General features: G+C 54.3%; 9 protein-coding genes. 7 read left to right on the top strand and 2 right to left on the bottom strand.

Going from position 1 to position 12,993, the window contains the following annotated elements; all coding sequences use genetic code 11:
• Positions 1–72: 72 nt before the first annotated feature.
• From uvrD to corA, 3 genes are all read left to right on the top strand, one after another.
• A complete protein-coding gene (gene uvrD / locus ACB496_RS21535) occupies positions 73–2,235 on the top strand; it encodes a DNA helicase II (RefSeq protein WP_107702642.1) in 2,163 nt (720 codons plus the stop codon).
• A gap of 149 nt (positions 2,236–2,384) precedes the next feature.
• Positions 2,385–2,441, top strand: coding sequence for a YsgD/CorL family protein (gene ysgD, locus ACB496_RS21530; RefSeq protein WP_212743980.1), 57 nt, complete (start codon positions 2,385–2,387; stop codon positions 2,439–2,441).
• Positions 2,442–2,591: 150 nt separating this feature from the next.
• Positions 2,592–3,542 carry a magnesium/cobalt transporter CorA gene (gene corA, locus ACB496_RS21525; protein ID WP_095283883.1) on the top strand — a complete coding sequence of 317 codons (951 nt, stop codon included), beginning with the start codon at positions 2,592–2,594 and terminating at the stop codon, positions 3,540–3,542.
• Between the two features lie 82 nt (positions 3,543–3,624).
• Here corA and rarD read toward each other — a convergent pair whose 3' ends face one another.
• Entirely contained in the window at positions 3,625–4,521 is an 897-nt protein-coding gene (gene rarD, locus ACB496_RS21520; protein ID WP_100778446.1) for an EamA family transporter RarD, read from the bottom strand.
• 51 nt (positions 4,522–4,572) lie between these two features.
• On the bottom strand, positions 4,573–5,040 hold the full coding sequence (gene yigI, locus ACB496_RS21515; protein WP_095283881.1) for an acyl-CoA thioesterase YigI: 468 nt from the start codon (positions 5,038–5,040) through the stop codon (positions 4,573–4,575).
• Positions 5,041–5,200: 160 nt separating this feature from the next.
• Here yigI and pldA point away from each other — a divergent pair, with 160 nt between their 5' ends.
• From pldA to ACB496_RS21495, 4 genes are all read left to right on the top strand, one after another.
• Positions 5,201–6,070: a phospholipase A gene (gene pldA, locus ACB496_RS21510; protein WP_371973721.1), complete on the top strand. Its 870-nt coding sequence runs from the start codon at positions 5,201–5,203 to the stop codon at positions 6,068–6,070.
• Between the two features lie 90 nt (positions 6,071–6,160).
• A complete protein-coding gene (gene recQ, locus ACB496_RS21505) occupies positions 6,161–7,990 on the top strand; it encodes an ATP-dependent DNA helicase RecQ (protein ID WP_100780793.1) in 1,830 nt (609 codons plus the stop codon).
• 61 nt (positions 7,991–8,051) lie between these two features.
• Complete coding sequence (rhtC, locus tag ACB496_RS21500) at positions 8,052–8,672, top strand: threonine export protein RhtC (protein WP_268195113.1); 621 nt, start codon at positions 8,052–8,054, stop codon at positions 8,670–8,672.
• Between the two features lie 225 nt (positions 8,673–8,897).
• Positions 8,898–12,977, top strand: coding sequence for an RHS repeat-associated core domain-containing protein (locus ACB496_RS21495; protein WP_371973718.1), 4,080 nt, complete (start codon positions 8,898–8,900; stop codon positions 12,975–12,977).
• Positions 12,978–12,993 lie beyond the last annotated feature (16 nt).

Raw genomic sequence — 12,993 nt, 5'->3', positions numbered from 1 at the left:
GCAGTATTGTATAAATCAACAGTATGCCCGGCAGAAAAAACGCTGTCGGGCAGATGACTTCTGGCGGTGCCAATGGACGTTTCTTACCTTCTCGACAGCCTTAATGACAAACAGCGCGACGCGGTTGCCGCGACGCGGACCAATATGCTGGTGCTGGCAGGGGCGGGCAGTGGTAAGACGCGTGTTCTGGTGCATCGCATCGCATGGCTGCAGAGCGTAGAGAACTGCTCGCCGTACTCCATCATGGCGGTGACCTTTACCAATAAAGCAGCGGCAGAGATGCGCCACCGTATCGCACAGCTGATGGGCACCAGCCAGGGCGGCATGTGGGTAGGCACGTTCCACGGGCTGGCGCACCGTTTGCTGCGCGCGCACCATATGGATGCCAATCTGCCGCAGGATTTTCAGATCCTCGACAGTGAAGACCAGCTGCGCCTGCTTAAACGCCTGATTAAGGCGATGAATCTTGACGAGAAGCAGTGGCCGCCGCGTCAGGCGATGTGGTACATCAACAGCCAGAAAGACGAAGGGCTACGCCCGCACCATATTCAGAGCTTCGGTAATCCGGTGGAGCAAACCTGGCAGAAGGTCTATCAGGCCTATCAGGAAGCCTGCGACCGCGCGGGGCTGGTGGATTTCGCCGAGCTGCTGCTGCGCGCCCATGAGCTGTGGCTCAACAAACCGCATATTCTTCAGCATTACCGCGAGCGCTTCACCAACATCCTGGTGGACGAATTCCAGGATACCAACAACATTCAGTACGCGTGGATCCGCCTGCTGGCGGGCGACACCGGCAAAGTGATGATCGTCGGCGATGATGACCAGTCGATTTACGGCTGGCGCGGCGCGCAGGTGGAAAACATCCAGCGGTTCCTGAACGACTTCCCGGGCGCCGAAACCATTCGTCTGGAGCAGAACTACCGTTCAACCAGCAATATTCTGAGCGCTGCAAACGCCCTGATTGAAAACAACAACGGGCGTCTGGGCAAAAAGCTGTGGACCGACGGCGTCGACGGTGAGCCGATTTCAATTTACTGCGCGTTCAACGAACTGGACGAAGCCCGCTTTGTGGTCAACCGCATTAAAACCTGGCAGGAAAACGGCGGAGCGCTTGAGCAGTGCGCCATTCTCTATCGCAGCAACGCCCAGTCGCGCGTGCTGGAAGAGGCGCTGTTACAGGTCAGCATGCCGTATCGCATTTACGGTGGCATGCGCTTCTTCGAACGTCAGGAAATCAAAGATGCGCTCTCCTATCTGCGCCTGATTGCCAACCGCAACGACGACGCGGCCTTTGAGCGCGTGGTGAACACACCCACGCGCGGCATCGGCGATCGCACCCTCGACGTGGTGCGCCAGGCCTCCCGTGACCGCCAGCTCACCCTGTGGCAAGCGTGCCGTGAGCTGTTGCAGGAAAAAGCGCTGGCAGGACGCGCCGCGAGCGCGCTTCAGCGCTTTATCGAACTGATTGACGCGCTGGCACAGGAAACGGCAGACATGCCGCTACACGTGCAGACGGACCGGGTGGTGAAAGATTCCGGTCTGCGCACGATGTACGAGCAGGAAAAAGGCGAGAAAGGCCAGACGCGTATTGAGAACTTAGAGGAACTGGTGACGGCAACGCGCCAGTTCAGCTACAACGAAGAAGACGAAGATCTGATGCCGCTGCAGGCATTCCTCTCCCACGCGGCGCTGGAAGCGGGCGAAGGGCAGGCGGATACCTGGCAGGATGCGGTTCAACTGATGACGCTGCACTCGGCGAAAGGGCTGGAGTTCCCGCAGGTGTTTATCGTCGGGATGGAAGAGGGGATGTTCCCAAGCCAGATGTCGCTCGATGAAGGCGGGCGTCTGGAAGAGGAGCGTCGGCTGGCCTATGTGGGCGTCACCCGTGCGATGCAAAAGCTGACCCTGACCTATGCCGAAACGCGCCGTCTGTACGGCAAAGAGGTCTACCATCGCCCGTCGCGCTTCATCGGCGAGCTGCCGGAAGAGTGCGTCGAAGAGGTGCGTTTGCGCGCCAGTATCAGCCGTCCGGTCAACCATCAGCGGATGGGCACGCCGATTTCGGAAAACGATACGGGCTACAAGCTGGGCCAGCGCGTTCGTCATTCCAAATTTGGCGAAGGCACCATCGTGAATCTGGAAGGCAGCGGCGAGCACAGTCGCCTGCAGGTGGCGTTCCAGGGGCAGGGGATCAAATGGCTGGTCGCGGCTTACGCTAAGCTGGAAACAGTGTAACATTCAGAAAAATATCATTATTTTGTAATAATCTGCTAGCCTTATAAGCTGAAGGCTATTTATTGCTCTTCAGCGTTCCGTTGCGTGTTGACGCCACAGTTATTGCTGGCGTAACATGCGCGCACGATTACGCTAAGAGGACATTCGCCTTGGACACACCCAGTAGATACTGGCTCAATTCCCTGTCATCCAGGAACAACTCCTAAGGCTATCTCCTCTTGCTGATGGCCTTAGTGGTTGTCAGCGACCTGCTTAATTCCCGTCGCGCTGAGTCAGGCTTTTAATGGTCTGAAACCCATATTGTTTCTGTGTGCCCACCGAACTGTCCGATATTTTTTGCATTGGGAGTCCCGGTCATGTTGAGCGCATTTCAACTGGAAAAAAACCGACTGATTCGGCTTGAAGCTGAAGAGTCACAGCCCCTCATTGATGCCGTATGGGTGGATCTGGTCGAGCCGGACGACGATGAACGCCTTCGCGTACAATCAGAGCTCGGACAAAGCCTGGCGACCCGCCCGGAACTGGAAGACATCGAGGCCTCCGCGCGTTTCTTTGAAGACGAAGACGGCCTGCATATTCACTCCTTCTTCTTCTATGAAGATGCGGAAGATCACGCCGGTAACTCCACCGTCGCATTTACCATTCGTGATGGTCGCCTGTTCACCCTGCGCGAACGCGAGCTGCCTGCGTTTCGTCTCTATCGCATGCGTGCCCGCAGCCAGGCGATGGTAGATGGTAACGCCTACGAACTGCTGCTCGACCTGTTCGAAACCAAAATCGAGCAGCTGGCGGACGAAATCGAAAACATCTACAGCGATCTGGAAAAGCTGAGCCGCGTGATCATGGAAGGCCATCAGGGCGATGAATATGACGAAGCGCTGTCGACGCTGGCGGAGCAGGAAGATATCGGCTGGAAAGTGCGTTTGTGTCTGATGGATACCCAGCGCGCCCTGAACTTCCTGGTGCGTAAAGCGCGTTTACCGGGCGGTCAGCTGGAGCAGGCGCGTGAGATCCTGCGCGATATCGAATCCCTGTTGCCGCACAACGAATCCCTGTTCCAGAAAGTTAACTTCCTGATGCAGGCGGCGATGGGCTTTATCAATATCGAGCAGAACCGCATCATCAAGATCTTCTCGGTGGTGTCGGTGGTGTTCCTGCCACCAACGCTGGTGGCGTCGAGCTACGGGATGAACTTTGAGTTTATGCCGGAACTGCGCTGGAGCTTCGGCTACCCGGGCGCGATTATCTTTATGATCCTCGCCGGGCTGGCACCGTATCTCTATTTCAAACGTCGTAACTGGCTTTGAGCGTGATGCCGGGTGGCAGCTACGCCTTCTCCGGCCTACGTAACCTGTAGGCCAGAGTGGCAAAGCGCCCACCGGCAAAAAATCACACCCCTTTCCGCACTCTACGCTGGGTATAAATCGCATCGGCGACGAATACCGCCAGCGCCACCCAGATGAACGCGAACGTCACCATCTTATCCGCGCCCGGTACTTCGCCGTAGAACACCACCGCCAGCAGGAACATCAGCGTCGGGCCGATATACTGGAAGAAGCCAAGCGTGGAAAGGCGTAAGCGTGTGGCGGCACCGGTGAAGCACAGCAGCGGGATGGTGGTGACAACACCGGCGGCAATCAGCATCAGATTCAGCGACCACGGATTATTCGCCATATGGCTGGTGCTGCTGTCGGCGATGCCGAACAGATAAATCGCCGCCAGCGGCAGCAGCCACAGGGTTTCAAACAGCATCCCGGTTTGCGCTTCCACGGCGATTTTCTTACGCACCAGGCCGTAAAACGCAAAGCTAAAAGCCAGCCCCAGAGCGATGATCGGCAGCGAGCCGAAGGTCCACAGCTGTACCAGTACGCCGCAGAGCGCCAGGAGTACCGCCACCCACTGCATTCGGCGGAAACGCTCGCCGAGGAAAAGCATCCCCAGCACGATATTCACCAGCGGGTTAATAAAGTAACCGAGGCTCGCTTCCAGCATATGGTGGTTGTTCACCGCCCAGATGAACAGCAGCCAGTTGCCGCCGATCAGCACCGCAGACAGCGCCAACAGGAAAATCTTCTTCGGGGTTTGCATCAGCGTTTTCACGCCCGACCACTGGCGGCTCACGCTCATCAGCGCCACCATAAAGAAAAAGGACCAGATCACACGGTGGGTGAGGATTTCATCGGCCGGGACAAAGTAGATCAGCTTGAAGTACGCAGGCGCGATACCCCATATAAAATAAGCGGCTAGAGCGAGTAAAACGCCCTGCCGCGTCTGTTTAGCATCCATCGGGATAATCCGTTACAAAAAAGTAAATTCATTTTACCCGATTACACCTTCTCAACCCACCATATAAGTGGCGGTTGCGCTGGCGATGTAAACCTGCTCTTCGTTATGCAATTCGACGCGAGCGACGGCGACCTTATTGCCTGCGCGCAGCAGACTGCTGGTGGCGGTAAAACGGTTCCCGCGGCCTGGCCGTAAATAATCTACGCGTAAATCAATGGTGCCCATTCTGGATAAGCGCTGACGCAGTTCATCTTCGTTGATGGTGTCATGGCGCGCCAGCGTGCTGCCCACGCAGACCAGCCCGGCGGCAACGTCCAGCGCAGAGGCGATCACTCCGCCGTGCAAAATGCTTTGCGCCCAGTTACCCACCATCATCGGCTGATTGTTAAAGCTGAGCTGAGCGAATCCCTTCTCGTAACGTTCAAGCTCCAGCCCCAGCGCGCGGTTAAAAGGCATGTGATAGACAAAAATCTCTCCCACCAGTTTCAGAGCTTCTTCAGCGGTAAGCGTGGCTGACATGAAAAGTCGCATCCTTCGTTGTTAACAAAATGTTGATTTTATGCTTCAGAGATAAGGAATTCCACTTTCAGAAACGAAGAGGGGAAGTTAATTGAGAAATAGGTAGAATGTGGCCCACATAACTATTCACATAATTTCATATTGCAGGAGAACCCCACCGATGCGGACGTATCTGGGTTGGTTACTGGCGGCGGTTACGCTGCCGCTCACAGCATTTGCGCAGGAAGCGACGCTCAAGGAAGTGCACGATAAGCCCGCCGTTCGCGGCAGCATTATTGCTAACATGCTTCAGGAGCACGATAACCCGTTCACGCTCTACCCGTACGACACAAACTATGTGATCTACACCCAGACGAGCGATCTCAACAAAGAAGCGATCAGCTCCTATAACTGGTCCGATAATGCGCGTAAAGACGAAGTGAAGTTCCAGCTCAGCCTGGCCTTCCCGTTCTGGCGCGGCATTCTGGGGCCGAACTCGGTTCTGGGCGGCTCGTATACCCAGAAATCCTGGTGGCAGCTCTCCAATAGCGGCGAATCTTCTCCGTTCCGCGAAACCAACTATGAGCCGCAGCTGTTCCTCGGTTTTGCGACCGATGACGAATTTGCCGGCTGGACGCTGCGCGATGTGGAGTTTGGCTATAACCACGACTCCAACGGCCGATCCGATCCGACCTCGCGTAGCTGGAACCGCCTTTATACCCGTCTGATGGCGGAAAACGGCAACTGGATGGTGGAAGTGAAGCCGTGGTATGTGGTTGGCGATACGGATGACAACCCGGATATCACCAAATACATGGGCTACTATCAGCTGAAGATTGGCTATCAGCTGGGCGACGCGGTGCTGAGCGCCAAAGGTCAGTACAACTGGAACACCGGCTACGGCGGCGCAGAGCTGGGCCTGAGCTATCCGATGACCAAACATGTACGCATCTATACTCAGGTGTACAGCGGTTACGGCGAGTCGCTGATCGACTACAACTTCAATCAGACCCGCGTCGGCGTGGGCGTGATGCTTAACGATCTTTTCTAGCCTGCTAGAATGTTTTTGCGTTAAACGTTGAAGTTTCTCTCTCAGGCGCTGAAAATAGCGCCTGTTTTGTATCTGGCAAATGGGGTTAACGTGGCGCAGGCGGAAGTAATGAATCAGGAATCGCTGGCTAAACAGGTTTTGCATGAAACCTTTGGCTACCAGCAATTTCGCCCTGGCCAGGAAACCATCATTGAAACCGTGCTGGAAGGCCGCGACTGTCTGGTAGTGATGCCGACAGGCGGCGGCAAATCCCTGTGCTATCAGGTTCCCGCGCTGGTGCTGGATGGTCTTACGGTGGTGGTTTCACCGCTCATTTCCCTGATGAAAGACCAGGTGGATCAGCTGCTGGCGAACGGCGTGGCCGCTGCGTGTATCAACTCCACTCAGACTCGTGAACAGCAGCAGGAAGTGATGGCCGGATGCCGTACCGGGCAGATTCGCCTGCTGTACATCGCCCCGGAACGTCTGATGCTGGACAACTTCCTCGAACATTTGGCGCACTGGAATCCGGTGCTGCTGGCGGTCGACGAAGCGCACTGTATCTCCCAGTGGGGTCACGATTTCCGCCCGGAATACGCCGCGCTCGGCCAGCTCCGCCAGCGTTTCCCGGCGCTGCCGTTTATGGCGCTCACCGCCACGGCGGATGACACCACGCGTCTGGACATCGTGCGCCTGCTCGGGCTTAACGATCCCTTTATTCAGGTCAGCAGCTTCGACCGCCCCAACATCCGCTACATGCTGATGGAAAAATTCAAGCCGACGGACCAGCTTCTGCGCTACGTGCAGGAGCAGCGCGGCAAATCCGGCATTATTTACTGCAACAGCCGTGCGAAAGTGGAAGACACCGCCGCGCGCCTGCAAAACCGTGGCTTTAGCGCTGCGGCCTACCACGCCGGTCTAGAAAATCACATCCGCGCCGACGTGCAGGAAAAATTCCAGCGTGATGACCTGCAAATCGTGGTCGCGACCGTGGCCTTCGGGATGGGGATCAACAAACCGAACGTGCGCTTTGTGGTGCATTTCGACATCCCGCGCAATATCGAATCCTACTATCAGGAGACGGGCCGCGCCGGGCGTGACGGTCTGCCTGCCGAAGCGATGCTGTTTTACGATCCGGCGGATATGGCGTGGCTGCGCCGCTGCCTGGAAGAAAAACCGCAGGGTCAGCTGCTGGATATCGAACGTCATAAGCTCAACGCGATGGGCGCGTTTGCCGAAGCGCAAACCTGCCGTCGACTGGTGCTGCTTAACTACTTTGGTGAGGGGCGCCAGGAGCCGTGCGGTAACTGCGATATCTGTCTCGACCCGCCAAAACAGTACGATGGGCTGATGGACGCGCGTAAGGCGCTCTCAACCATTTACCGCGTGAATCAGCGCTTTGGTATGGGTTACGTGGTGGAAGTGCTGCGCGGGGCAAATAATCAGCGTATCCGCGAGATGGGCCACGATAAGCTGCCGGTTTATGGCATTGGCCGCGAACAGAGCCACGAACACTGGGTGAGTATTATCCGCCAGCTGATTCACCTCGGTTTCGCCACGCAAAATATCGCCCAGCACTCCGCGCTTCAGCTCACGGAAGCGGCGCGTCCTGTGCTGCGCGGTGAGTTAGCGCTGCAGCTTGCGGTTCCACGCGTCGTCGCCCTGAAACCGCGCGTGATGCAGAAATCCTACGGCGGCAACTACGATCGCAAGCTGTTTGCCAAACTGCGCAAGCTGCGTAAGGCGATTGCCGACGAAGAAAACATCCCGCCGTATGTGGTGTTCAACGATGCGACACTGATCGAAATGGCCGAGCAGATGCCGCTCAGCGCCGGTGAAATGCTGAGCGTCAACGGCGTTGGTACGCGCAAACTCGAGCGCTTTGGCAAAGAATTTATGGCGCTTATTCGTTCCCATGCTGATGGTGACGATGAGGAGTAGTCAGTCCGGCTAAAAAGTGCCAGGATGGTGACTCACTGAATTATTTTCCCGCGAGTTAATTATGTTAATGCTATTCCTCACTGTGGCGTTGGTGCACATCGTTGCGTTGATGAGCCCTGGCCCTGACTTTTTCTTCGTTTCGCAGACTGCCGTCAGCCGCTCCCGCAAAGAGGCGATGATGGGCGTGCTCGGTATTACCATGGGTGTCATGGTCTGGGCTGCCGTTGCGCTGCTTGGCCTGAACCTGATCCTCGCGAAAATGGCCTGGCTGCATAATATCATTATGGTCGGCGGTGGCTTGTATCTGTGCTGGATGGGCTACCAGATGCTGCGCGGTGCGCTGAAGAAAGAAGAGAGCGTAGCCGCTGAACCTAAGGTTGAGCTGGCGACCGGTGGACGCAGTTTCGTGCGCGGCTTACTGACCAACCTTGCAAACCCAAAAGCGATTATCTACTTCGGCTCGGTGTTTTCCCTGTTCGTCGGTGACGACGTCGGCGCGGGCGCGCGCTGGGGCATTTTCCTGCTGATCGTCGTCGAAACCTTCGCGTGGTTTACCGTGGTAGCGAGCCTGTTCGCTTTACCGTCCATGCGCCGTGGCTATCAGCGCCTGGCGAAGTGGATCGACGGCTTTGCGGGTGCGCTCTTCGCAGGGTTTGGGATTCACCTGATTATCTCCCGCTAATATCCTCATTTCAGGACAGGGCAAACCAGCCCTGTCTTTTTCCGAAAATACCCCTCCTGCCCTTTGCCAATTGTCTTTCGCGATGACGCTCACATTTGTGGGTATAGTTGCGTGCGAAGATTGATGCAATAAATTTAATTCATTGATTAAATTGATATTTATTGCTTTTGAATTGATTTTGTGAATATCAGTTTAATACCAAATTCAGGACAAAAGGAATTGGCCATGAGTGGAAAACCCGCAGCACGTCAGGGAGATATGACCGCAATCGGCGGCCCGATAATACAGGGCTCTCTTGGCGTCATGATTGGTGCACCAACCGGCGTAGCCTGTTCGGTATGTCCCGGAGGACATATCTCTGGTAACCCTGTTAACCCGTTGCTGGGGGCAAAAGTACAGCCTGGCGAAACAGATTTCGCCCTTCCAGGCCCTTTGCCATTTCTCCTTGCGCGTACCTACAGCAGTTATCAGACAAAAACCCCATCATCTGTTGGAATATTGGGACCGGGCTGGAAGACTCCCGTCGATATTCGCCTGCAAATACGCAACAGCGAACTGATACTCAATGACAACGGTGGGCGCAGTATCCACTTTGATTTGTTGTTGCCTGGCGAAATGGCTTTCAGCCACAGCGAATCCTTCTGGCTGGCGCGGGGTTGCGTGTTAAAGCAATCTGATAGCAACCCCCTGTATCACTTGTGGCAGTCCCTTCCTGAAAATGTCCGCATCAGTCCGCATAATTATTTTGTGACTAATAGTCCGCAGGGGCCGTGGTGGGTTCTTGGCTGGACAACATTTGCGCCACGTATTGATGAGATTCTGCCCGCGCCGTTACCGCCATATCGTAGTTTAACCAGCCTGATCGATAATCTGGGGCGCATGCTCACGTTTCATCGTGCCACTGATGGAGAGTTAGCGGGAGAAATACTTGGCGTCACGGATGGTGCTGGCCGACGTTTCGCGCTGAAATATACTGGATTTACTGATGTGCCCCAGACTCGCTTTGGTGCGGACAACGGATGGCGTCTGACTGAGGTTTGGTTAACCTGCGACCCTGAATATCCTGGTGATTTACCTGTCGCCCCGCTGGTGCGTTATCAGTATTCCGAACGGGGTGAATTACTTGATGTATATGACCGCAGTGATACAAAAGTGCGCTCTTTCATTTACGACGAAACCTTCCCGGGACGGATGGTGGCCCACTGTTATACTGGTCGCCCGGATATACTCTATCGATATGATGCAGCAGGCCTAGTGATCGAACAGCGCAACCCGGCCGGGCTGAGCTATGTTTACGCTTATGAAAAAAATAAAATCACAATTACGGATAGCCTGAATCGCTGCGAAGTGCTCCACACCCAAGGTGAGAATGGCCTGAAACGAGTGGTAAAAAAAGTCGCTGCTGATGGCAGTATGACTCACAGTGAATTTGATCCTTATGGGCGTCTGGTAGCGCAAACGGATGAGTTGGGCCGCAAAACGACGTTCAGGCTGAACCCCGCTTCCGGGCTTCCGAGTGCTCGCGTTTCTCCTGATGGTAAGGTTACCGAGTTTTACTACAGCTCCCAACGTCAACTCACCGCCACTCTATGGCCAGACGGACTGCGCAGCCACAGGGAATATGATGAGGCGGGGAGGCTTATCACGGACACCTCTCGTAATGGTGAAACGTTGAGGTATTTCTACGCGGACCCGCACAGTGACTTTCCTACCTCGCGTGAAGACGCCACTGGAAGTCAACAGCAATTGGTCTGGAGCCACTATGGCCAGTTACTGACGTTTATCGATTGCTCAGGATATAAAACTCGCTACGAATACGATCGGTTTGGGCAGCTTATCGCAACCTATCGGGAAGAGGGTTTGAGTCAGCGCAGTGAATACGATGCGCATGGCAGACTGATAAACCAGACGGATTCTGCAGGTCATCATACTCACTATGAATACGACGCTGCTGGTGATCTGACGGCAGTTGTTGCGCCCGATGGTAATCGTAGTACGACTGAACTTGATGCTGCAGGGCGACCTGTTTCCGTCACCTCCGGTGGCCTGACGCGTAAAATAGAATACGATCCCGCTGGCCGTACAACGCGACTGACAAATGAAAACGGCAGTAATACCCTGTTCACATATGATCTTCTGGACAGGTTAATTCAGCAGACCGGCTTCGACGGACGTACACAGCGTTACCACTATGATCTGACGGGTAAACTGATCCAACGCGAAGAAGAAGGCCTGACAACACTTTGGCATTACGATGATGGCGATCGCCTGTTACATCGTACTGTCAATGATATTCCCGCTGAACAGTGGCAGTACGATGATCGCGGATGGCTTGTCGGCATCAGCCATCTTAATGAAGCTCACCGTGTTGCTATTCACTATACGTATGATCAGCAGGGGCACCGTACTGGCGAACGCCAGACGGTACATCATCCAGATACCAATGAGTTGTTATGGCAGCACGAAACCCAACACGACTGGGATGCACAGGGGCAACTAAAGCGATATATACCTGACAGTCTGGCTCCGGTGGAATGGTTAACCTATGGTAGTGGCTATGTAGCTGGAATGAAGCTAGGCGATGTACCACTGATTGATTTCACCCGTGATCGTCTGCACCGAGAAACACTGCGAACATTTGGCGCTTATGAACAGGTTACTGGCTACACCTCTGGTGGGCAGTTGGAAAGCTGTCACCTGAATAACCCGCACCTGAATCGCGAATACGGTTGGAATGATAATGGAGAGCTTATTCGTATCAGCGAGGCGAACCAGCAGCGAAACTTTCATTACAGCCAAACTGGACGCCTGACCGGGGTTAGCATCACCTCCGCAGATCTGAATTTCCATATTCCGTATGTCTTTGACCCAGCAGGTAACCGGATGACAAATCTGGAACTGCATCCCGATCATTCCCTAACCGCGTGGCCAAATAATCGTATCGCGAAGAACGCCCATTATCTATATCACTATGATAACCACGGCCGACTCACCAGGCAGGAAATCAATTTGCCACCGGGTGCAGTACACATGAGCGGTGAGCTGGTTCGGCATTATCGTTATGACCACCAGCACCGTCTTGTTGCCTATGTCTGTGAACAGATTTGGAGCCGAAAGGTGATCTCTGAGAGCCGTTATGTCTATGACCCACTCGGCAGACGTATAGGCAAAAAAGCATGGAAGAGTAAGCACTACGGCAAAGGAGACGGCGAACTTGTCATTTTAAATCCGTTACCTGAAGTTACCTGGTATGGCTGGGATGGCGACACGCTGGTCACGACACAAACGGAAAGCAAACGCGTCCAGACGGTGTACCAGCCGGGGAGTTTTACACCACTGCTGCGTATTGAAACAGAAATCTTTGAACTGACGAAGACGGCTCGTCGTAGCCTGGCGGATAAACTGCAACAGGAAGGAGGTATCGCCTTCCCCGCAGAGGTGATTTCACGGCTGAACATGCTGGAGCGTGAGCTGCAACAAAATGCGGTCAGTGATGACATACGTCAGTGGCTCGCCGAATGTGGGCTGACCCTAGAGCAGATGGTCAATCAGATAGAACCTGTGTATGTGCCAGAGCGAAAAATCCACCTGTACCACTGTGACCATCGTGGGCTGCCGCTGGCGCTGATAAATAAAGATGGCACAGTATCCTGGCGTGCAGAGTACGACGAGTGGGGTAATCAACTGAACGAAGATAACCCGGAACATTTGCAACAGCTCATCCGTTTGCCAGGCCAGCAATATGATGAAGAAACAGGACTGCATTATAACCGGCATCGTTACTACGATCCGCGGCAGGGACGGTATATCACGCAGGATCCTATTGGGTTGTGGGGAGGATGGAATTTTTATAAATATCCGTATAACCCAGCACAAGGAATTGATCCTCAAGGTTTGTTTGACGGTGATTTTGGCTCGTTGGGGGATGGAGGATTTGGTTCATTCTGTGCGGCCAATGAATCGGCAATGAGGTATCTGCCACCAGAGGATGTAATTGCTGTTTTGGACAATAATGCAAAAATGCACAATGTATACAATCCATTATCTGAATATGTTTATGGGATAGCCGTCCTTCCCTCAGTAGTGGGTATGTCAGCAATCAACGCAGGAGCATCTTTGACCAGAAGGGTGACAGCATGTGTGAAAGACACCGTTGAATCCGTAATTAAGGATGGTGAACGAGATCCCAAAGCAATAGCTCTTACCTGTGGGAAAGGCTTTTTAAATGAGGGAGCACCAGATTGGCAAAGTAAAATATCAGACTTCCTAATTGACTCCTTGGCATCCTATAGCCAGAAACAATAATAATTAGTATTGAGAA

The sequence above is a fragment of the Lelliottia nimipressuralis genome (assembly GCF_041464075.1).
Lineage (GTDB): Bacteria > Pseudomonadota > Gammaproteobacteria > Enterobacterales > Enterobacteriaceae > Enterobacter > Enterobacter nimipressuralis.
Note: the sequence above shows the minus strand (reverse complement) of the source record. Positions and strands in the feature narration are given on the sequence as shown.